The sequence below is a fragment of the Streptomyces sp. NPDC018964 genome (assembly GCF_044390325.1).
In the GTDB taxonomy this organism is placed as follows: domain Bacteria; phylum Actinomycetota; class Actinomycetes; order Streptomycetales; family Streptomycetaceae; genus Streptomyces.
Genome location: NZ_JBIRYZ010000016.1, coordinates 60898 through 81936, shown reverse-complemented (window position 1 = coordinate 81936; position 21039 = coordinate 60898). Strand labels below are relative to the sequence as shown.

Sequence of the window (21039 nt, the reverse complement as noted above, 5' to 3'; positions counted from 1 at the left end):
CCCGCCAGGTGGTGATCGTACGACAGTGAAGGGCCTGCCGTGTTCGCGCGTGCGGAAGCGTCCTGTCCTCAGGACGCCGTGGCAGATGCCGCACGGGGGACCCGGTCGTCTCGGCGAGCTGGGCCGTCGTCCGTCAGCGGGTCCTGCCGAGGAGCCTCGTGAGGACGTCGTCGAGGTCGAGTCGATGGTGTTCGTGACCGGCCGGGACCCTCCGGTAGGTCTCCGACAGGAAACGGCAGAGGCTCTTCGTGGTCAGCAGGATCAGTGCCTGCCCCGAGTCGTTGCGGAGCTCCATGCCCACGTAGTCCGAGCCGCACGGAATGATTCTGACATCGCCTTCGCCGGACGTGACGCGTCGGCCCTCCTCCAGCAGGCTCCGCGCGAAGGTCCACGTGGTGGGGGCGTGTCCGCTGTGCACCGCGGGAAACCGGACCCGTACCGCGTAGGGGTCGGAGCAGTCGTAGAGGAAGCGGGCCGTGAGGGGGGACGTCGCCTTGTCGGAGCACACGAGGAAGGCTTCCACGGCCTCTTCCACAAGACGGCCGCGCGCATGTGGGACGCGGATCGGGAGTGTTTCGTCGGATGGGCTCATGGAATGTCTCCGAAGTGGTCGGAAGCCGAGGGGACGGCGGACGGAGGAGCGGGGCCCGAGGTCCGGGCGGCTTCGGCCCGTCACGGCCGGAAGGCGCGCCGGCTCGTTGCGGGCCCGGGCACCCGCGCTACGCACCGCTGCGGCTCCGGCCCCGGCCCCGGCGTTCGGCGGCCGACCGGGACCCGGGGGCCGCCACGGCGGTGCCGCCGTACCCGTCGGTTCCACTCATCGGTCGCGGCCCGGCAGGCCCTGTTCTGTTCGGTGTCATGGCCTTCGTCACTGTCCTCGGAGACGCTCGTGCGCGAGGTGCGGCCCACGACTTCCCACCGACGCCGGCCGGTCCTGCTCTACACCCGAGAAGACAAGGCGCTCACCCTGTTTGTGACAGCGCGTACCGGAAGGGGACCCCGGTCTCCGCGAGGGCGGGAGCGGACCGCGCCTCTGACACCGTATGTGTCAGCCCGTCCCGCCAGTGACACTGTCTTCATCGTATCGCCATGATGCAGTGTTGTTCGTCACAGCTTTTCTCGCGGCACACCCGTACGGCCCCGGGCCGTGCGTGGACAGGAGGACAGTCGGCGTCCGACCGCACCTGACGGGGCTGGTTCCCCCGCTGGCCGCCACCCTTTCGGTCCCGTCGGTCCCGCAGCCCACAAGCCCAGGTCAGGCGGCATTTCAGGAAAGGGCACGGGACTGACGGGACTGTGACGTCCAGTTGTCTCCATCAGGCGCGCGCCTGTGCGCGCGGACAGCGAAGCGTAGGACCACCGCTGATTGGCTCATATACGGTACCTTCGGTCCCGTCAGTCCCGTCGCTTGCCGGTATCAGCCATCTGACCTGGGCTTATGGAATGCGGGACCGAGCGGGGAACGCCCACGGCGCGGGACCGGAACCGCCCGTCCTCGTCCGCCCTGCCGCGTCCTGTTCTCCACGGGACCAGCGGGATCCGAACTTTTGATGCGCGAGGCCGAATGTGCCGTGGGCGAGCCCTGTGCGCTGTTGTTCCGTACGCTAGTCTCTGTGCCGTAAGTGAGATCCTCAGTCCCGTCAGTCCCGTCAGCCACGGACCGGCCAGGCTGGAGCAGCTGCCGAAGGCTGAGCAGGAAGGCTCGAAGAACCCGAAGGACGTCCAGTGCCCGGCCCGGTTCCGACTCGCTCTACGGCCACCGCGGAGCCCGCGGACAGTCGCGCTGCGGCCCTCCGGCGCGTGCGCGACGGGTGGCCCGTTCACCCCCTTGCTCCCGGAACGTGTCCGTGTGTCCCAGCGGAAAAGTGGTGCCACGGTTTCCATGCTGCCACCGTTTCGAGTGAACGCATCGAGACATGGTGGTCCGACCCGCACGGGCAGCCCGGTCCGGCCGACGACGAGCGGACGCTGCGCGTGCGTACCCCGTCCGGAGGACCACACGTCCGGTACCACGACCCGAACCCGGAAATCCGCTACCGCTCCTCCACCGGCTCCAGCCCCGAGGCGGCCCCGGCCCGGCAGCCCGCGGCCCTCCCCCGCCGGCCGGCCCGGGACCCCGAGCTCGACCGCGCCGCCTTCACCGCCGGAGGACTCCTGCCCGGTGGACACCTCGGTGAAGGGGAAGCACGGGAACCGCTGCTTGAGGCAGCCGAGGCCGCGCGTCCGCACCAGCAGCGCCGCGACGCGGCGATCATCGAGTCCGCTCCGTCCACTGGCGCCCCGCGCCCGTTCCCTCCTCGAGGACCCTCATGAGCAGCGCCGAGCCCGCACGCTTCGACGCCGTGGCCGCAGCCGAACAGATCCGCCGGCAGCAGAGTTCCCACCTCGGCCCGACAGCCGGTCAAGGGGTGGTCCCGACCCAGGCCACCGCCGCCGTGCCGCCCGGCGGGCGGACGTCCGGGCTCCTCCCCGACGAGCTCACCGACCGGGGCAACGCGAAGCTGTTCGCGCGCCTGTACAGCGACCGGTTCCGCCACGTCGAAGGGCTGGGCTGGTTCTCCTGGGACCAGTACCGCTGGCGGCGCACCGGAGGGCAGAAAGCGGCGGTGTGGGCGGCCGGCGACATGGCCGAGCAGATGCCCCGCACCGACCCGAGCGGCCTGTTCAGTGACCGGGACCTGGCCGCCCACCGCAGGCGCACCCAGTCCACCGCGGGCATGAAGGCCCTGCTGCAGCAGGCTCAGGCCGCCCCCGGACTGAGCCTGGATCCGGACGTGCTGGACGGCGACATCTACGCCCTGTGCACTCCCAGCGGCGTCGTCGACCTCAGGAACGGCGAGCTGCGCAAACCCGACCCGCTCACCGACATGCACGCGCGCGCCACCACCGTGGGTCCGCAGCCCATGCCGATCCCGAGGTGGGAGGCGTTCTTGCGCGACACCTTCGGCGACGACGACAAGGGCAAGGAGGCCACCGACTTCCTGCACCTGCTCCTGGGCTACTCCGTCACCGGTGACGTCGGCGCGCAGGTCCTGCCCTTCCTCTACGGCTCCGGGGCCAACGGCAAAAGCGTCCTGCTGGATGTGATGATGCAGGTCCTGGGCGACTACGCGAACGCTGCCCCGCCGGGTTTCCTGATGGAGAAGGGCAAGTTCACCGAGCACTCGACCGAGCTGACCGAGCTGCACGGCCGTCGCATCGTGGTGTGCAGCGAACTCAAGCCCAACGACAAGTTCAACGAGGCCCGCGTGAAGCTCCTCACCGGCGGCGACAAGATCACCGCCCGGCGCATGCGGCAGGATTTCTTCACCTTCACGCCCACCCACAAACTCTGGCTCCTGGGCAACCACCGTCCCGAGGTCGGGACGGGCGGCTACGCCTTCTGGCGCCGCATGCGTCTGATCCCCTTCGAGCGCAAGGTCCCCGACGAGCGCAAGATCGACAATCTGGCCGCCGAACTGGTCCGCGACGAAGGGCCGGGCATCCTGCACTGGCTGATCGAAGGCGCATGCCGTTACCTGGCCACCCGCGACTCCCTCACCGGACCCGCCTCCGTGCGCCTGGCCACCGAGGCCTACGAGAAGACCGAGGACCACATCGGCCGTTTCATCGGCGAACGCTGCACCCGGGGAGGCGACGGCCACCCCAACCCCGACCTGCGCGTCGAACAGAAACTGCTGTACGAGACCTACGGCCGCTGGTGTTCGGACGAGGGCATCCGCCCGGCCACCAGCCGTGCCTTCGCCAGTCGCGTCCGGCAGGAGCTCGGCCTGTCCTCCCCGGCCGAGATGATCAAGAACAACGACAGGAAGCTCTATCCCGGCCTGGCGCTGCTCGCCGACGCCGACCAGCAGGAAACGGGGGCAGCGGCCCCCGCGACGGACCAGAACAGAACCGCATGATGACGCAGAGTAGCCTGTGGCATCCGGTCAGCGGGCCTTACCATGGACACCACGGCCTCATACCGAGCGGGACGTGGTACAAGACGAGCGGTGCGCACCACGCACCCGCAGGCCGGAGGCCGGCTGAAGAGAACCAGGAGGGTCCGCGGCCATGAGCTCGTTGCTGAGCGACAGCCAGCTCACCGGTGAAGCAGAAGTCGTGTGGTTGGAGAGCCCTGACGAGCTCGACTACGTCCGCCAGGCCCTGGACAAGGTCAACACCCGGCGCGGCAAGCCCCGTTATGAACGCGACGGCCGCATCGTCGGTTACACCAATCTCACCACGGACGCCGACCGTGACCCCGACAGCGGCCTCTTCGCCCGTCGTACCTTCTTCCTCCTGCCTCACGACCGCCCCAACAACCCCACCGGCCCCTATGAAGTGGGGGCCCCGGGAGAAGCCGTCGACCCCCGGACCATCGAGCCCGGCAGGGTCGGCGCGAAGACCCCCCGCTCCCAGAAGGGCCATTCCGGGGAGGTAACGCCGGCCGGCCGGTAGTGCCCCGGCCGTGACGCGTCCGCATCGTTCGATCGGTGCCGGGCCCACGGCCGAGCGGCCCTGACGAGTTCACGGCCGTCCGGCAGACCGTCCCGGAGAGTCACGGCTCCGGCCGGGACGAGTGCCGGCTGCCGCGTCCGGGCAGGCACGAGGCAGCGCAGGGCAGGCGCGGAGCAAGGCGGGGCAGGCGCGAGGCGGGGCGGGGTTCAGTCGGCCGTGGTGAGCAGGGTGAACACCGCCGAGAAGTCCTGGTCGCCGAGCCCTTCCTCGGTCATCCGCGCGTACAGTTCCCGGGCCCTGGAGGTCACCGGCAGGGGCACCGCGTGGGCCGCGGCCGTGGCGAGCGCGAGGTCGAGGTCCTTGCGCATCAGCGCGCCCCTGAAGCCCGGCCGGAAACCGTTCTCCGCCGGGCTGGTCCCCACCACTCCCGGCACCGGCGGCCGGGTGCGCAGCGCCCAGCAGTCGCCCGAACTCGCGCTCACCACGTCGAAGAGCAGCCTGGGGTCGACGCCGAGGCTCCGGGCGAGCGCGTAGCTCTCGGCGACGGCGACCATCGAGGCGCCCGCGATGATCTGGTTGGCCAGCTTCACGGACACGCCCGCGCCGTGGTCACCGCAGTGCACGATGGTGTGTCCCAGTACGGCGAGCAGCGGCTCCAGTTCGGCCAGGGTGCCGGCGTCGCCGCCCACCATCACGGTGAGGGTGCCGTCGACGGCTCCGGCGCTGGAGCCGCTGACCGGCGCGTCCAGCATGCGCACGCCGTGCCGCGCGGCCAGACCGGCCAGCTCCCTGCTGGTCGGCGGGTCGATGGTGCTCATGTCGATCAGCGTGCTTCCGGGGGGCATCTCCTCGAGGGCGCCCTCGGGGCCGGTGAGGGCCTCGCGGACGTGCGGGCCGTCGGGCAGCATCGTGATCACCACCTGGGCCCCGACCGCCGCCTTCCGTGCGGAGGGGGCGGCTTGCGCGCCGACGGCGACGAGGGCGTCGACCGCCTCGGGCAGCCGGTCGTACACGGCGAGGCGGTACCCCGCCGCGATCAGCCGCTCCGCCATCGGACGGCCCATGGTGCCGAGGCCGATGAAGGCCACCGGGATGCCGGCTTCGGACATGGTGCTTCCCTTCGAGAGACGTCAACTCGCCGCCAGAGGGCAGGAGTTGATGCGTTTTGTGGTTGAATGGGTTGTTTTTATGGATGTTCTTGACGATCTCTGGCTCGTTCCCCTGGGCGAGGGGCCGCTCGGTGCGGGTGGCCGCGTGACGCTCGTGTGCTGCCCCTACGCCGGTGCCGCCCCGACGGCGTTCCTCCCGCTGGCCCGGACGCTGGCCGCGGACCGGCTGCCCGTCACCGTGGTCGCCGCCCAGCTGCCGGGCCGCGGGCGGCGCGTCCGCGAACCCTTCGCGCCGTCCCTGCACGCCCTCGCCGGGCCGCTGGCCGCGGCCGTGGCGCACCTGCCCGGACCCCTCGTGCTGTACGGGCACAGCATGGGTGCCCTGCTCGCCCACGCCGTGGCCGCCGCACTGCCCAGCGCCCCCGCCGAACTGGTCGTCTCCGGCTCCCGGCCGCCTGGCGCGCCCCTGCCCGAGGGGGTACGGCCCTGGGCGGACCGCACCGACGAGGACCTGGTTGCCGGGCTGGTCCGGCTGGGGGCTCCGGCCGAGCCGTTCGCCGATCCCGAGATCCGGGCCCTGGCACTGCCGGTCCTGCGGGCCGACCTGCGGGCCGCCGCGCTGCACCGGCCCGCCCCCGGCCCTCCCCCCGCCTGCCCCGTCACCGCGGTGGCCGGACTGCGCGACGAGGAGGCTCCGCCCGAGGCGGTGGCCGGCTGGGCCGCGTACACGGCGGGCGGCTTCAGCCGGCACACCCTGGACGGCGGCCACTTCCTGGTGGAGGAGTGCCTGCCCGGGCTGGCCGGCCTCCTCGGGGAGGTCATCCGTCGGACGGCTCCAGCCAGATGATGTCGCCGAGGGTCACGGCCAGGTGCGTCATCGAGCTGTTCTCGGTGGCGCCGTGCCAGTGCTCCTCGCCGGGCGGGCACGCCACCACGTCGCCGGCCCGCACCAGCACCGGCTCCTGCCCGCGCACCTGCACGTGGCCCTCACCCTCGGTGATGTAGAGCAGCTGGCCCCCGGTGTGCCGGTGCCAGTGGTTGCGGACGCCCTCCTCGAAGCGGACCAGCAGCACGCTGGAGGTGTGCTGCTCCTCGGAGGGGAAGAGGTCGGTCAGCTGGGCCTCGCCCGAGAAGACCTTCCGGTACTTCTCCGGCAGCGGTTCCAGCGAGTCGGTGTACTCGGCGGGGGTGTTGACGATCATGGTGTCAGTTGTCCTTTCGGGTGAAGGGTCAGGTGAGGCGGGCGGTGAGGCGGGTGGCGAGGCCCGAAGGGGTCGGGTCCTCCAGCAGGTCCGCCAGGCCCAGTCCGCCGCCGAACCGCTCGCGCAGGCGCGCGAGCATCCGTACGGCCGCCAGTGAGGTGCCGCCGACGGCGAAGAAGTCGTCCCCGGGGCCCGCCGGCCGGCCCAGCAGGTCCGTCCACAGGGCGGTGACGGCGGCGAGTGTCTCCGGGTCGGCGGGCGAGGGGTCCGCGGTACCGGCACCGGGCGGGGTCGTCGAGCCGTCCGTGCCCGCGGGTGTGCCGGCGGCGGGCGCGCCGCGCCGTACCTCCAGCTCGACCCGCGGCCGGTCGTCGCCGAGGAAGGCGTCCAGGGCCTGCCGCAGCCGTTCGTCGGGGCCCGGAGGCGGTACGGACACCAGCGGCGCGGGGTGCGCGGCGTCCGGTCCCGGCGGGGTCCGCCCGGCGGGTCCGTCCCGCCGGACCGCGTACACGTTGCGGTATCCGGTGCCGCGCAGCGCGGGCACGCTCTCCACCCGGCAGTCGTAACCGGCCGCCGTCAGCAGGGCGACCAGGGCCGTCACGTCGGCCTCGTGGTGGACCTCCATGACGATCTGCCGGATGCGCCTCCAGTCGCTCCCGTCCAGCGAGCCGAGGATGTCCGCCTCCGCGCCTTCGGCGTCCAGCTTCAGCAGGTCCACCGTGGCGCCACCGAGGCGTGCCAGCACCTCGTGCAGTGCGGTCACCGTCACGCGGGCCGGACGGGCACCGCGCATCCGGGTGACGGCGATCTCCCCGGCGAGCCGGGTGCCGGCCTCGGTTCCGGTGCCGGCGGCGGCGTCGATGGCCGCGCTGATGGCGGCGTGGTCGCCGGTGCCGTCCGCGTACAGGCCGGAGTAGACCGTCGCGCCCGGGTACACCGTCATGGTCGCGGTGCCGTCGGCGCCGCCGACGGCCCAGGGCAGCACCACGACGGGCAGACCGAGTCCGGTGACGTTGGCGGCCAGGGCGGTGAAGGCGTCGGGGGACGGCTCGAAGGCGTAGACGGTCGCCCCGGGGTGGGTGCGCGCCATGTACAGCGAGCACAGGCCGATGTTCGCACCGATGTCGATGATCAGGGGCCGCTCCGGCATCCGGAACCCGCCGGCGGCGTAGACGCGGTCCTCGAAGATCTCCTTCAGGAGGTAGTCCGTCTCATAGGTGTTCAGCTCGTAGAGGGGTGTGCCGTCGGGCAGGGTCCGGTGCGGCAGCCCGTACGGGTTGTCCTCGACCCATACGGTGGCCCGCAGCCGGCCGTCCTCGGGGGCGGCCCGGACCTCGGCGGCGTGGACGCCGTTCTGCAGGCGCAGGAACTCCTCGATCCGGTCGGCGGTGCGCGCCGTGTGGAGCGCGCGGGTGCGGGTGCGGTCGATCAGGCCCTGCGGGGTGAGGGGGGAGGAGGTGCGGGAGTACGTCATGGTGTGCCTCCTTCGGAGGGTGACGGGGTGAACGCGGCCGCCGGGACGACGTAGACCTCTTCCGTGAACACGTCGTCGGCGTCGGCGGCGTCCGTGGAGCCGGTCCGGCCGTGTGTGCGCAGGAAGTCCAGGGCGGGCCCGTTGCGTCCGGTCCGGCGGAACCTCACGCGGAGCGCGTCGACGTCGCCGTCCTCGGCGATCTCCGCGAACAGGGCCTCGGTCACGCCCCGTTCCAGGGCCCGGCAGCTCATCGCGAAGGACTCCACGCGGACCCCGCCGTCGTCCGTCCTGGTGGTGACGGCGGTGGCGATGGTGCCGTAGTCGCCGAACCGGTCGCGCAGGGTGGCCGTCCAGGCGTCGGTTCCGCCGCGGGCCAGCAGGGCGGAAACGTCCCCGCTCGGCACCGTGGCCGAGGTGAACTGGTTGGTGCGGGACAGCAGTTGGGTGATGCGCGGCAGTTCGGCCGGGTCCGCGCGGCGGGCCACGACGACGGTGCCGAGTCGTTCGTTGAGTCGGGAGGTGTCCGCCAGGCCGGCGGCCGCCTCCCGGCGCAGGGCGTCGGCCCGGTAGCCGTCGTTGCGGGTGCGGTCCTCGGCGGTGGAGAAGAACCGGTCCAGCTCCCAGCAGCCGCCCAGCACGGCTTGCGGGTCGGATCCGGGGTCCACGTGCAGCACGGTGACGCCGGGCAGGGACTCGGCGACCTCGGCGCACACGTACGGGTTGTCGTCGACGAGGACGAAGCTGTCGACCCCGAGCCGCAGTTCCTCGGCGAGGGAGACGAGGTTCCGCGACTTCGGCTCCCAGTTGATCCGCGCGGCGACGAAGTGCCGGCGGGCGATCGCCAGGTCGTCGGCCCGCTCGGCGAAGACCCGCTCCACGCTGTCCGGGTCGTTGCGGCTGCACAGGGCGAGGACGAAGCCCTCGTCGTGCTTGCGCCGCAGGAAGCGCTGGACGCCCAGGAACCGGGGGGTGATCTCCAGGTCGGCGGGCTCGCGGTCACCGCAGGCGCCGCCCCACAGGGTGTCGTCGCAGTCGACGGCGATCACCTTGCGGGGGCGGGCGAGGAGGGAGTGCGCCACCCGGGTCAGGCCGATCGCCAGTGCGGCGAACGCCTCCTCCGTGTACGGGATGTGGGCGATGTCGGCGGACTCGGTGTCGTGCACGTCCAGGCCGTCGTGGGCGGCGAACCACTCCTCGGCGTCGATCACCGCGAGGCCCGGCACCCGGGCGAGACCGGTGAGCAGCCGGGAGGCGGCAGGGTCGGCGGGATCAGCGGCATCGGCGGGCTGGGGTCCGGGTGGTCCGGGGCACACGACGAAGACCGTGGGTGTTCCGTGCCTGGCGGCGAACTCCTTCGCCGCCGCGACGAACGCGTCGGCCTGACCGGCCGGGGTGGCCGCTTCGTCCGCACCGTCGGCGGTGCCTCCCGCCCAGTCCGCGGTCCTGATCAGCCCGACGTTGAGGCCGCCGGTGTCGCGGGCGAAGTGGCTGGACGGGGAGAGCAGTTGTTCGGCGAGCTGACCGTACGGCGCGGCCTCCACGAGGTGCGGGGCACCTGTGTGCTCCAGCGCGTCGCGCAGCAGCGGCAGCAGCGGTTCGACGGTGAAGGTCGCGGCCACGGTGATCACGTCACGGGTCGTGGGCCCGGGTGAGTCAGGCATCTGTTCCCCTCGGTTGACTTCGCGTGGCGGCCGTCGCGCAGCATGCGGCCGCACCACGGACTCACAAAAAGTTGGCACTGCCAATCTAATCCGGCGGGGGCACCCCCGCAACGTTGCGCTTGCGGCGAAGATGACCGTCCGGCACGTATGCGGCTTATGTTCTACGGATGAACCCGTGGGGGAACCAGGGGACTTGACGGGTCGTCCGGTTCGGTCGCGTGCCCGGACCTGTACCGCGGGCAGCGGCGTGGCCGGCGAAGGTCCCGGCGCGGTCGCTCACGAGGGCTCCGGCGGGGGGTGATCAGGCCGGCCTTCCTCAGCACGTCCGGGTGCCGGGAGATCTCCGGAGCCGTCGTACCGGTCACCCGGGCCGGCTCACTCGTGGTGTACGCGCCGCGCGCCGGGCAGCGGCTGATGCGCAGCCCGACCGGGTGGGCGAGCGCCGTCGTCCGCGGGGCGAGCCGCTCGGCCGACGGCGGCGAGGCCGGGCCGGTGCCGTACGGCGGGGCGCGGCGGGTGAAATCGAGCGGCCGCGTCCACCAACTGCTCGTCGGGCGGCCTGTCGAGCAGGTCCAGGGCCTCGGCGAGGGTGGAGCCGGGCAGTGCGGTGCGGCCGGTGACACCGGCGAGCGGCATGGACAGGTCCGGGAAGGCCGCCCGCCGCAGGAAGCCGGCCTCGCGCATCCGGTCGGCCGGACGGGAGTCGAACCGGGCGGCGGCTCCGGGCGTCCAGGTCCCCGGTTCCGGGGGGTGACCCGGTTCGGGCGACGCGTGCGGCGCCGTGCCGAGCCCGGCCAGGGGCGAGGGTACGGCGGCGGCCCTCTCCCGTCGCAGCCCGCGATGCCGAGGTGCACGCTCATGTCCCCACGGCGCACCGCGCCGTCGACGGGCACGGCCTCGGCGGAAGCCGGCGCCGCTCCGCGGCGGCCGCGGCTCGTGCGGCCCGCGGCCCCCGATTCCCGGTGCGGCCGCGGAGCCGTACGCCGATCACCGACCGTGGCCGCCGGTCACCGGCCATCGGCCACCGGTCCCTGACCGGTCCGCGACTCGGGCCGTGGGCGGATCAGCCCGCCAGCAGGTGGTCGCGGCCGAACATGGACGCCGCGGCCCGTGCGGTCGGTGTGCCGGAGTCCAGGTCCGCGCCGGCCAGCCGCAGTACCGTCACCACGTCGTCCGCGCCCTTGAACAGGGCGCCCGCGATGGGAGCCTGGTCCCGGGCGTTGCGCAGGTCCGGGTCGGCGCCGAGCCGGATCAGGGCCCGTACCGTGTCGGCGTGGCCGTGGTAGGCGGCAAGCATGAGGAGGGTGTTGCCGGCCGGATCGCGCGTGTCCACCGGCAGGCCGTGCTCCACGAACTCCAGCAGCTGCTTGGTGCTGCCCTCGCGGGCCAGGTCCATCGCGATGGCCACGACGCGTTCCGTCTGCTCGGGAGTCAGTCCACCGCCGTTCACGCGTACCTCCTGCTCTCATGCGGTCGTGCTGCTCGATGCCCCGCGCGGGCACGCGACCGTGCCCGCGCGGGGGTGGTACGGGCGTATCGAGTCCGCCCGGACGGCCTGGCTCAGAGGGTGCCGGCGGCCAGTGCCTCGATCGCCTTGCGGACGCCCTCGCCGTAGGCCGGGTCCGCCTGGGTGCAGTTGGCGATGTGCCGCTCGACGGTCCGCTGCGACGCCCCGTCGATGGCGCGCGCCGTGTTCTCGAAGAGCACCTGCTGCTGCTCGGGGCTCATCAGGCGGAACAGGTCGCCGGGCTGCTCGAAGTAGTTGTCGTCGTCCGCGCGGAAGTCGAAGCGGTCGGCGACGGCGCCCACGGCCTGGCTCGGCTCGCGGTAGGCCGGCTGCTCCTGCCAGCGCCCGTAGGAGTTGGGCTCGATGCCCGGGGTGGCTCCCTGGTTGCCGTCGACGCGCATGGAGCCGTCGCGGTGGTAGGAGTTGACCGGGTTCCTCGGCCGGTTGACGGGGATCTGGTGGTGGTTGACACCGAGGCGGTAGCGCTGGGCGTCACCGTAGGAGAACAACCGGCCCTGCAGCATCCGGTCGGGGGAGAAGCCGATGCCCGGAACCACGTTCGCCGGGGTGAAGGCGGCCTGCTCCACGTCCGCGAAGTAGTTGTCGGGGTTGCGGTTGAGCTCCCACTCACCGACCTCGATCAGCGGGTAGTCCTTCTTCGACCAGACCTTGGTGAGGTCGAAGGGGTGGAAGCGGTAGTTCTCCGCGTCGACCTCCGGCATGACCTGGATGAACAGCTTCCACTTCGGGAAGTCGCCCCTCTCGATCGCGTCGAAGAGGTCGCGCTGGTGCGACTCGCGGTCCTTGCCGATGAGCGCCCCGGCCTCGGCGTCGGTGAGGTTCTTGATGCCCTGCTGGGTGCGGTGGTGGAACTTGACCCAGAACCGCTCGCCCTCGGCGTTGACCAGGCTGTAGGTGTGCGAGCCGAAGCCGTGCATGTGCCGGTACGACGCGGGGATGCCGCGGTCCGACATCACGATCGTGACCTGGTGCAGGGCCTCGGGGAGGTTGGTCCAGAAGTCCCAGTTGTTCTCGGCGTCGCGCAGGTTGGTGCGCGGGTCGCGCTTCACCGCGTGGTTGAGGTCCGGGAACTTCAGCGGGTCGCGGAAGAAGAACACCGGGGTGTTGTTCCCCACGAGGTCCCAGTTGCCCTCCTCCGTGTAGAACTTCACGGCGAAGCCGCGGATGTCGCGCTCGGCGTCGGCCGCGCCGCGCTCGCCGGCGACGGTGGAGAACCGCACGAACAGCTCGGTCCGCTTGCCGATCTCCGAGAAGATCTTCGCGCTCGTGTACCGCGTGATGTCATGGGTCACCGTGAAGGTGCCGAACGCACCCGAACCCTTGGCGTGCATGCGACGCTCCGGGATCACCTCACGGTCGAAGTGCGCGAGCTTCTCCAGGAACCACACGTCCTGCAGGAGCATCGGGCCGCGCGGACCGGACGTCATGGAATTCTGGTTGTCGGGCACCGGTGCACCGGCGACCGTGGTCAACGGCTTCTGGTTGTTCTCGGGCAAGGCATGCTCCTCGGTGACGGTTCTTCAGTTGCGTTCGAGGGCCCGGCGGTCCTGGCCGGCCGAGTGTCCGCGCGGGCTGCCCCGCCGCTCGCATCAGCCCACACAGTACATTGGACCTGATCTAAGCCAAAGCAACATCCAGACAAAGATTGCTTCTTGTGCGGATGGCCGTCGCTGTTACGCTCGGCCGCGTGAGTGATCTCCTGAGGCGGCTCCGGCAAGGCGGTTGGCGGCTGACCGCGCAGCGGCGCGTCGTGGCCGAGGTTCTCGACGGGGACCACATCCACCTGACGGCCCACGAGGTGCATGCGCGCGCGGTGGAGCGGCTGCCCGAGATCTCCCGGGCGACGGTCTACAGCATCCTGGGCGAACTGGTGAGCCGGGGCGAGCTCCTGGAGGTCTCGACCAGCGACCGGGCCAAGCGCTACGACCCCAACGCGCACCGCCCCCATCACCATCTGGTCTGCGTCCGCTGCGGCGCGATGCGCGACGTGCCGCCCGCACGCGGCCTCCCCGCGGAGCCGCCGGAGCGGGAACGCTTCGGTTACACGGTCCTCGACGTCGAGTTGACGTACCGGGGCCTCTGCCCGCACTGCACCGCCTGACGGCGGGTCGTCCCGCTCCCCCCACCTCACTTTCCCGCGCGCACCGTCGTCTCCCGCGGCCGGTGCGCGCGCGGCGTGCCATGGCCGCGCACGCCCCGCCCCCGTGCATCCCGTCCGCATCTCTTGCAGGCCTCGCCGCGAGCCCATATTGTTGGCACTGCCACTAACTGGTCGCGGAAAGCGACCCCCGTGGAGGTGCGGAGGCGGGCCGAGGCCTGCCCGGAACGCGAAGCCTCGTCGCGGGATCCAGGCAACACCAGGAGCAGTGAATGAGCGAAGCGACCGTTCCCGGATACCGCTACGGTGACTCCACACTTCCGGCATCGCCGGTGTCCGTAGAGGAACTCGACAAGCTGAAGGCGGCGGTGCTGTTCGGCGAGGCCGACGAGGCCGCGCTGCGGCAGGCCTGGGACGTGCTGAAGGACCGGGTCGAGGAGGTGCTCGACGTCTGGTACGGATTCGTCGGGGCGAACAAGCACCTCGTGGCGTACTTCTCCACTCCGGAGGGAGAGCCCGTCGGCGAGTACCTCGCCGCGGTGCGTCACCGCTTCGGCAAGTGGATCGAGGACACCTGCACGCGGCCCTACGACGCCGAGTGGCTCGCGTACCAGCAGGAGATCGCCGTGCGGCACACACCGGCGAAGAAGAACCGCACCGACCACGTGCGCTCGGTGCCCAACGTGTCGATGCGCTACATGGTGGCCTTCATCTACCCCATCACCGCCACCATACGGCCGTTCCTGGCCGCCGCCGGCCACAGCGAGGAGGAGGTGGAGGCCATGTACCAGGCGTGGTTCAAGTCCGTCACCCTCCAGGTCGCCCTGTGGACCCGGCCGTACCTGACCGAGGGCTGGTAGGTCCCGCACCCCGTCGGCACGCGCCTCCCGCACCACCGGTCCGGCCGTCGCCGGAGTGGTGGTGCGGGCCGTGACCGCCCCCGGCCGGGGTCCGTGACTCACCAGCCCAGGGCCCGTGGCTCACCAGCCCGGGGGCTTCACCGTGCCCATGACCCGGTCGACGGCGATCTCGATGACCACACGCTCGGGATTGACCCGCGGCTGCCGGTAGCGCTCGGCGTACCGTCGTTCGGCCTCGGCGACCGACTCCGCGTCGTCGCGGACCACGGCCGTGCCCTCCAGGGTGCACCAACGGCGGCCGTCGACCTGGCTGACGGACACGCGGGCGCCCGGGCCCGCGGCGACGACGTTGCGGACCTTCTTGCTGTGCACGCTGCTGATCACCCGGGCGACCCGGGTCCCGGGATCGTAGGTGACACCGACCGGGACCTGATGCGGGGTGCCGTCGGGGCGCAGGGTGGTCAGGAAGCAGATGCGGCGCTCCTGCCAGAACGCGTCGTCGGACGGGGGCGGGTCTGCGGCGGGCACTGGATCTCCTTGCGCGAGCGGCGCGGCTACGGGGGACGGGAGGGGGACGGCACTGCCGTGCCCCCACATCGTACGGAGTGCCCCGGCCGGCCGGGTCCCACGGGAATCCGTCGTTCGTCACAGCCCGCACCGTGAACCGGACCCCGCGGTCCGTCGTGGAGCAGTCGCCACGCGCATACGGTCATCGCGGGCATCGCGGTGGCCCTGGTGGCCGCGGGCGGCGCCGCGATGTTCTTCCCGCGCGAGAAGAAGGCGGCCGCCGGGGAGTGACCGGCAGCTGATCCGACGGACGGGTCCGGCACACGCGCCGAGTGTGCCGGACCCGTCATGTTTTCCGCTGGATCACGGACGAAGGAGTGGGGTATTCGTCGGCCCCTTCCTCGTGCGGAGGAAATGGGTCCATGCCGCGCGAGGACCGTCTCCGCGGGAGTCGGGGGGCGTGCCGCGGACACGGCTCCGTCCGAACTCTCCGGCACCCTTCCGAGCGGCCAGGACCCGGGACCGCTCAGCACCGGGCCCTGACCTGCTCGGCCTTCGTCTCCCGGAACAAAGGCCGATGAGGGCGTGCGCGTGACCGCCGGCCGCGGAGGGAACGACTGGGCAGTCAACGCCATCCGGCCGCCCGGGAAACACGGACGGCGCGGGCCCACACCCGCACAACGCCGCGCACCGCGCATCGGTTCACCCCGGCCGGCGGACATTTCGGCGCGTTGCGAGGCCGCCGCCGCCGCGGGCCGGCCGTGGACAACACGCTGAGCAAGCATCGGACAAGGAAAACCGGTCGACGGGCTTGTACACGACAAGAAAAAACAATTCGGCGGGTGATGTGCCATCGGACGTCACAAATGTCCGCTCGCCGCGGCCGGGTTCAGGGCTTGTCAGGGCCGATCGCGGCCCATATATTGGCACTGCCAAGTAATAACGTCACAGCTACCGTGTTGCGGGTCGCCGGGACGTGTCCCGGCGATGCAGGTGGAAGGCGAACGGACGCAAGTGAACGCACGTCATGGGCAGGACACGTGCTACAGCGTGCTCGGCCCCCTCGAGGTACGACGCGACGGGGAACTCCTCGACCTGGGGCCCCGTCAGCGCAGAGTGCTGCTCATCCGGCTCCTGATCGAGAACGGCAGGCCCGTCTCCCTGACGGAGCTGGCCAAGTCCCTGTGGCAGGGTGACCGGCCGATGGCGGCGGTGTCCTCCATCCGCGCCCACGTCAGCCGGCTGCGCTCGGTGCTGGAACCGGTCCGCAGGGTGAGGCCGACGGTGCTCGTCAGCGGTCCGGCGGGTTACTCCCTGCACGTGCCGCAGGAGGCCCGGGACACCACCGAGTTCGACGAGGCGGTGAGCAGGGCGCGGGAAGCCCTCGGGCAGGGGCGGCTCGCCCAGGCGCGCCGCGAGATAGAGACGGGGCTCGCCCTGTGGCGCGGTACCGCTCTCGGGGAAGCCGCCGACCACGCCTTCGCGCAGCGGGAGAGGACCCGCCTCGGCTCGGCCCGCCAGGACGCGAGGGAACTGCGGACCACTATCCTGATCCACCAGGGTGACAAGGAGCGGGCGGTCCAGGCGGCCGAGGAGCTCGTGGCCACGGCGCCCCTCCGGGAGGCCTCCTGGTCCCTCCTCATGCGCGCCCTGTACACGGCCGGACGGCCCGTGGACTCGCTCCGTCAGTACGAACACTTTCGGACCATGCTGGCCCGGGAACTGGGCCTCGACCCCTCCCCCGGCCTGCGGGACCTGCACACCGCCATCCTGCGGCACGACACCGGCGTCCTCGGCACCCCCCGGCTGGCCGGGACCGTCACCGCGTCGTCGCCCGCGCACCCGCCCGCCCCGATGCCCCTGGTGGGGCGGGCCCGGGAACTCTCCGAGCTGCGGGGGCTGCTGGAGAGCGCCGCGGCGCACCGCACCCGGTGGGCCGTCGTCTCCGGCGAGCAGGGCACCGGCAAGTCCAGGCTGCTGGACGAGGTCGCCGCGCAGGCCGCCCGGTCCGGGCTCACCGTGGTCAGGGCCGACCACGCCCAGGAGCCGGCCGGCGACGGCACGGCCCTCCGGTCCCCGGTCGTACGGCTGCTGGAATCCCTGTACGCGCCCGGTGCGGACGCCGTGGCCGGGGACGCCGCCGACGGGCGGCCGCCGTCCGCTCCCGAAGAGGAGACCGGACGGGCACCGGTGCTGTGCGTGGTCGACGACCTCGACCGGGCGACGCCCGCCGTCCACGACATGCTGCGCCGGTTCGCCCCGGCACTGCGGGACGCTCCCCTCGCCGTCGTCTGCGCCGTGGCCGACACACAACTCCCCCCGGTCAGCGCCCTGCTCGCGGAGCTGGCCCGCCTCGACACCACGTGGCTGCACCTCGGCCCCCTGGACAGCGAGGACGTGGCCGAGCTGCTCTCGGCCCGCGAGGAGGACGCCGGTCCGGAACCGGCGGCGGCGCTGCACCGGCGCAGCGCGGGCAACCCCTTCGTGCTGAACGAGCTGCTGAAGCTGCCGCCCTGGCAGCGGACGGGGCCGTCGGCGACGGTGCCGGCGGCCGTCCGCAGCATCATCCAGGCCCGGTTGTCCCCGCTTCCCGCCCCGGCCAGGTCGATGCTCGCGCACGCCGCCGCCGACGGTGGACGCCTTGATGTGGAACTCGCCGCGGACATCCAGGGCGTCGAGCGTGAACGGCTGCTGCCGCTGATCGACGACGCGGTGACGGCCAGGCTGCTCGTCTGGCACGCCGATCAGGAATCGGCGGCGGACGGGCACTACCGGGTGCCCGAACTCGTCGCCGATGTACTGCTCGGCGCGCTGGCCCCGTCCTCCCGGCAGTTGCTGCACACCGCTGTCGCCCGTGCGCTGTCCGGCCGGCCGGACAGCGACCCGGTGCGCCTCGCGGGCCATCTGAAGGCGGCGGGGCCGATGGCGCCGGTCATGGTCTCGCCGCCGGCCCGCCGTTCGAAACCCGACCACCGTGACTGAAACGACCGTATCCGCCGCACCACCTGCCACCGCCTCGAAGGACGCGCACGGGGCCAGAGGGGAATTACATGTCCGATCAGCAGCAGAGTCCGGGCGGGACGTCCGCCCCCGGGGAGGGCGCCGCCCGCTCCCCCGATGCCGGGTCCGTGGCGGCCCGGCTCACCGGCAGCGGGAACACCCGCGCCGCTACCACGAGTTCGGCTCCGGCCTCGAGGGAGGAGGAGGGGGCCGGGAGCGGGCGCACCCGGCCCGGCGACACGTCCACGTCCGTCCCGCGCGCGCGGGACGGTGACACCGCGACCTCGACCGCGCCGGTGCCGTCCCGTCCGCGGACGCGGGCGCGGGCGGGTGAGGAGTCCGGCACCGCGGAAGGTGAGACCGCGGTTGCGGCTCCGGCGCGTGCGGAAGGAACCGGAGCGGGTTCGAGGGCGTCCTCCGCCGCCGGCCGGGCGGCCGGTGCCCCCGACGGCCGTACCGAGGGGGCGGCGGCGTCCGCGTCGGCGGGCTCGGGCGGCGCCCCCTCGGACCCCGACGAGGGCGACCCCGGCCGGCCCAGGAAGCCCATGCTGGCCGGTGCCGCCATGGCGGGCGCGCTCCTCATCGCCGTCCCCCTGCTGATGATGGCGACCGGCGGCGACGAGGACGACGAGAAGAAGGTCAGCACCGACAGCGTCTCCGACACCGTCATCGACGGCGGGGGCTCCCCGGCGGGCGCCTTCGTGGCCGAGTCGCCGTCCCCGGTGAAGAAGAAGGAGCCGAAGGAGAAGACCGAGGAGAAGCCGAAGGAGAAGCCGAAGGCGGCCGGGGAGCCCTCCGTCGCGGAACCGCCCTCCGCGCCCCCGGCCTCCGGCACGGCGGGCACGAAGAGCGAGAAGAGCGAGAAGAGCGCGGGCAAGAAGGCGCCGTCGTCCCTGCCGGCCGTCCTGACGAAGGTTCTGATCAGGAACAACACGAACGGCACGTGCGTGGACATCCCCAACTTCGCCAGCGGTACCGTCGACGGCCCGATCATCCACGCCGACTGCAACGGCGCGCCGGACGACAACCAGCTGTGGAACCTGGAGAAGCGGTACTCCGGTGCCGGGCCGGGGGGCGTGCCCCTGTTCCAGATCCGCAACGTGATGGACAGCATGTGCCTGGACCTGCCCGGCTACGGAAGTGTCGGCAGCGAGACGAAGGTGACGGAGTTCCCGTGCGACGGCACCAAGGGCGACAACCAGCTGTGGTGGCTGGACAAGCAGCCCGACGGGAAGTTCTGGATCCGCAACGCCGCCGGCAACAACATGTGCCTGGACTCCTACGGCGTCGATGACGAGCGGCGCGACCTGGTGATCACACCGTGCGCCCCGGAGAACCAGAACAACCACGAGTGGGCGATCGCCCGCCCCTGATCCCTCGGTTCCGTCCCGCGGGGCCCGGCCGGCCGGGCCCCGCGGTGTCCTCACCTCGTGTCCGGCGTGCCCGCTCCCGTGCCTACCGCCGATGCCACGGCGGCGTCCCGGCCCAGCGGCTCCTCCAGGCGCCGCAGGTCGTCGAGTCCGGCGGGGCGCAGGCCCGGTGCGGACGGGACCCACTCCTCGTCGCCCTCCTCGTCGGCCCACCGCACCGCGGCCGTGGCGGCCCGCAGCGCGTCCCCCGTGACGAGCTGGGCCACCGGGGCGGAGGAGCTCAGGAACAGCACCTCGCTGCCGTCGGGCAGCCGGTCCAGCAGGTCGGTCACCGGCATCACCTCGTGCGGCGGCAGCCCGTCCTGGGCCAGGTGCGGTGCGGGGGAGAAGACCGGCACGGCGGGCGTTCCGTCGGGTGCCTCGGACAGGGCCGGCTCGCCGGCGCCGTCGACGCACACGGCCACCTCGGTGCCCGCGAGGGCGAGGGCGAGCAGTCCCTCCCGGTCGTAGCCCGTGGCCACGATGCGGGCCGCGGCGTCCGCGGTGCTGACGGGCGGTTCCCAGCCGTAGGCGTCCGGGGAGGGCCGGTAGTCGGGGTTCCCCTCCCACTCGACGATCTCGCCCCGCAGATCACTGCGCCAGCGGCCGAGAATCGCCCAGGCGGGCGGCAGCTCGCCGTCGACGCCGCTCCAGTGCCGGTCGATCACCGACAGCCAGTGGTCGGGGGCCAGCCGGGCGGCGTCCACGAAGTCCTCGGGCGGCTCCCGGAACCCCTCCTGCCCCTTCAGGACGGCCGTGGGACCGCCCTGCACGGCGGAGCCGTCCTCGGGCGCGGAGCCGTCCTCGGGCGCGGAACCGTCCTCGGGCGCGGAACCGGGCCGGTCCGCGGGGGCGGGGCCCGACTCCGTGGGGACGGGCCGGACGGCCGTGGGCTCGTCGCCCGGTGATGCGGTGGGGCTGGTCATGTGGGCAACTCCTGCTGTGCGTACGGGATCTCTGACACGTCGGGGCTCATCCGGCCGTAGCCGTAGCCGTGGCCTCGGCCCCGGTCTCGGCCTCTGTCTCGGCGGTCTCGCTCGGCTGTGCGGACCGGGCCGGCACGTCGCCGCCGGTCGTGGCCGGGCGTACGGGAGCGGGCGGCGGATCCTGCGGTGCCGCCGCCGTCTCCTCCCGCTGTACGGACGTCTCCTGGACGGCGGTGCGCAGCGCGTCGGTGTCCACCGTCATGCCGACCGGCCCCGAGGGGTTGAGGTAGAGCACATGGCCGTCCGGCATGCGCTCCAGCAGGTGCGGTACGGACATGAGCGCATAGCCGTAGCGGCCGCCGACGTGCAGATGGGTGGGCGAGGTGAACACGGGGACGACGGCCTCCCCGTCGGGTGAGGTCGCGGACAGCGGACCGCCCCCGGGGGCCAGCAGTACGGCCACCTCCGCCCCGGCCAGCGCCCGCGGGACCGCGTCCCCGGGGCCGTAGCCGGTGGCCGCCAGCTGGACCGCCTCGTCCACCGGGTCCGTCGGTGCCGGCCATCCCAGGGCCTGGGGCGAGGGCCGGTACTCCTCGTTCGGACGCCATTCCTCGATCTCGCCGTCCAGCCCGGACCGCCACTGGCCGACCAGCGCCCAGTTCGGTGGCTCGCCCTCACCGGCCCACGCCGGATCGACCATGCCCAGCCAGTGGTCGGGAGCCTGGCGCGCGGCCTCCTTGATCTCGTCGGGGACGGGGGGACCGGCGTCCTCCCGTGCCTCGGCTTCGTCGGTGACGGTGTCGTCGCTGTTCATGTGTCCTCGGG

At 72.5% G+C, this 21039-nt stretch carries 19 protein-coding genes; 7 read left to right on the top strand and 12 right to left on the bottom strand.

Annotated elements, in window-relative coordinates; translation table 11 throughout:
* Positions 1-133 precede the first annotated feature (133 nt).
* Positions 134-523: an SsgA family sporulation/cell division regulator gene (locus tag ACH5AO_RS25015; protein WP_398928220.1), complete on the bottom strand. Its 390-nt coding sequence runs from the start codon at positions 521-523 to the stop codon at positions 134-136.
* 1786 nt (positions 524-2309) lie between these two features.
* On the opposite strand from ACH5AO_RS25015, the gene ACH5AO_RS25010 reads away from it, so the two are divergent.
* Together ACH5AO_RS25010 and ACH5AO_RS25005 are read left to right on the top strand one after the other, a co-directional pair.
* Positions 2310-3902, top strand: coding sequence for a phage/plasmid primase, P4 family (locus ACH5AO_RS25010; protein WP_398928218.1), 1593 nt, complete (start codon positions 2310-2312; stop codon positions 3900-3902).
* A 151-nt stretch (positions 3903-4053) separates the two neighbouring features.
* Entirely contained in the window at positions 4054-4440 is a 387-nt protein-coding gene (locus ACH5AO_RS25005; protein ID WP_398928216.1) for a DUF6009 family protein, read from the top strand.
* Between the two features lie 206 nt (positions 4441-4646).
* Here ACH5AO_RS25005 and mmsB read toward each other — a convergent pair whose 3' ends face one another.
* Positions 4647-5549 (bottom strand): 3-hydroxyisobutyrate dehydrogenase, encoded by a 903-nt coding sequence (mmsB, locus tag ACH5AO_RS25000; protein WP_398928214.1) that lies wholly within the window; start codon positions 5547-5549, stop codon positions 4647-4649.
* Between the two features lie 145 nt (positions 5550-5694).
* On the opposite strand from mmsB, the gene ACH5AO_RS24995 reads away from it, so the two are divergent.
* Positions 5695-6396, top strand: coding sequence for a thioesterase II family protein (locus tag ACH5AO_RS24995; RefSeq protein ID WP_398928212.1), 702 nt, complete (start codon positions 5695-5697; stop codon positions 6394-6396).
* Here ACH5AO_RS24995 and ACH5AO_RS24990 read toward each other — a convergent pair.
* From ACH5AO_RS24990 to ACH5AO_RS24965, 6 genes are all read right to left on the bottom strand, one after another.
* Positions 6368-6751 carry a cupin domain-containing protein gene (locus tag ACH5AO_RS24990; RefSeq protein WP_398928210.1) on the bottom strand — a complete coding sequence of 128 codons (384 nt, stop codon included), beginning with the start codon at positions 6749-6751 and terminating at the stop codon, positions 6368-6370. The genes ACH5AO_RS24995 and ACH5AO_RS24990 overlap by 29 nt on opposite strands.
* 28 nt (positions 6752-6779) lie before the next feature.
* Positions 6780-8225: an FkbM family methyltransferase gene (locus ACH5AO_RS24985; protein ID WP_398928209.1), complete on the bottom strand. Its 1446-nt coding sequence runs from the start codon at positions 8223-8225 to the stop codon at positions 6780-6782.
* A complete protein-coding gene (locus ACH5AO_RS24980; protein WP_398928207.1) occupies positions 8222-9886 on the bottom strand; it encodes an HAD-IIIC family phosphatase in 1665 nt (554 codons plus the stop codon). Before ACH5AO_RS24980 ends, ACH5AO_RS24985 begins: the two co-directional genes overlap by 4 nt.
* A gap of 375 nt (positions 9887-10261) precedes the next feature.
* Positions 10262-10684, bottom strand: coding sequence for a DUF5937 family protein (locus tag ACH5AO_RS24975; protein ID WP_398928330.1), 423 nt, complete (start codon positions 10682-10684; stop codon positions 10262-10264).
* A gap of 265 nt (positions 10685-10949) precedes the next feature.
* Positions 10950-11282: an ankyrin repeat domain-containing protein gene (locus tag ACH5AO_RS24970; RefSeq protein ID WP_398928328.1), complete on the bottom strand. Its 333-nt coding sequence runs from the start codon at positions 11280-11282 to the stop codon at positions 10950-10952.
* A gap of 164 nt (positions 11283-11446) precedes the next feature.
* On the bottom strand, positions 11447-12910 hold the full coding sequence (locus ACH5AO_RS24965) for a catalase (RefSeq protein ID WP_398928205.1): 1464 nt from the start codon (positions 12908-12910) through the stop codon (positions 11447-11449).
* A gap of 191 nt (positions 12911-13101) precedes the next feature.
* Between ACH5AO_RS24965 and ACH5AO_RS24960 the strand changes: the two genes are divergently transcribed.
* Both ACH5AO_RS24960 and ACH5AO_RS24955 read left to right on the top strand, forming a co-directional pair.
* Positions 13102-13515, top strand: a complete 414-nt coding sequence (locus tag ACH5AO_RS24960) for a Fur family transcriptional regulator (protein WP_398928203.1) — start codon at positions 13102-13104, stop codon at positions 13513-13515.
* 269 nt (positions 13516-13784) lie between these two features.
* Entirely contained in the window at positions 13785-14372 is a 588-nt protein-coding gene (locus ACH5AO_RS24955) for a protoglobin domain-containing protein (protein WP_398928201.1), read from the top strand.
* 120 nt (positions 14373-14492) lie between these two features.
* Here ACH5AO_RS24955 and ACH5AO_RS24950 read toward each other — a convergent pair whose 3' ends face one another.
* A complete protein-coding gene (locus ACH5AO_RS24950; RefSeq protein WP_398928199.1) occupies positions 14493-14900 on the bottom strand; it encodes a pyridoxamine 5'-phosphate oxidase family protein in 408 nt (135 codons plus the stop codon).
* Between the two features lie 993 nt (positions 14901-15893).
* Between ACH5AO_RS24950 and ACH5AO_RS24945 the strand changes: the two genes are divergently transcribed.
* On the top strand, positions 15894-17861 hold the full coding sequence (locus ACH5AO_RS24945; RefSeq protein ID WP_398928197.1) for a BTAD domain-containing putative transcriptional regulator: 1968 nt from the start codon (positions 15894-15896) through the stop codon (positions 17859-17861).
* Positions 17862-17937: 76 nt separating this feature from the next.
* Here the strand turns inward: ACH5AO_RS24945 and ACH5AO_RS24940 are convergent, their stop codons facing one another.
* Positions 17938-18444: a hypothetical protein gene (locus ACH5AO_RS24940; protein ID WP_398928195.1), complete on the bottom strand. Its 507-nt coding sequence runs from the start codon at positions 18442-18444 to the stop codon at positions 17938-17940.
* Here ACH5AO_RS24940 and ACH5AO_RS24935 point away from each other — a divergent pair.
* Positions 18425-19252 carry an RICIN domain-containing protein gene (locus tag ACH5AO_RS24935; protein ID WP_398928193.1) on the top strand — a complete coding sequence of 276 codons (828 nt, stop codon included), beginning with the start codon at positions 18425-18427 and terminating at the stop codon, positions 19250-19252. The two genes, ACH5AO_RS24940 and ACH5AO_RS24935, sit on opposite strands and share 20 nt — an antisense overlap.
* A gap of 50 nt (positions 19253-19302) precedes the next feature.
* Here ACH5AO_RS24935 and ACH5AO_RS24930 read toward each other — a convergent pair whose 3' ends face one another.
* Both ACH5AO_RS24930 and ACH5AO_RS24925 read right to left on the bottom strand, forming a co-directional pair.
* Positions 19303-20214, bottom strand: a complete 912-nt coding sequence (locus ACH5AO_RS24930; protein WP_398928191.1) for a type VII secretion system-associated protein — start codon at positions 20212-20214, stop codon at positions 19303-19305.
* A 46-nt stretch (positions 20215-20260) separates the two neighbouring features.
* Positions 20261-21028 (bottom strand): type VII secretion system-associated protein, encoded by a 768-nt coding sequence (locus tag ACH5AO_RS24925; protein WP_398928189.1) that lies wholly within the window; start codon positions 21026-21028, stop codon positions 20261-20263.
* Between the last annotated feature and the right edge of the window lie 11 nt (positions 21029-21039).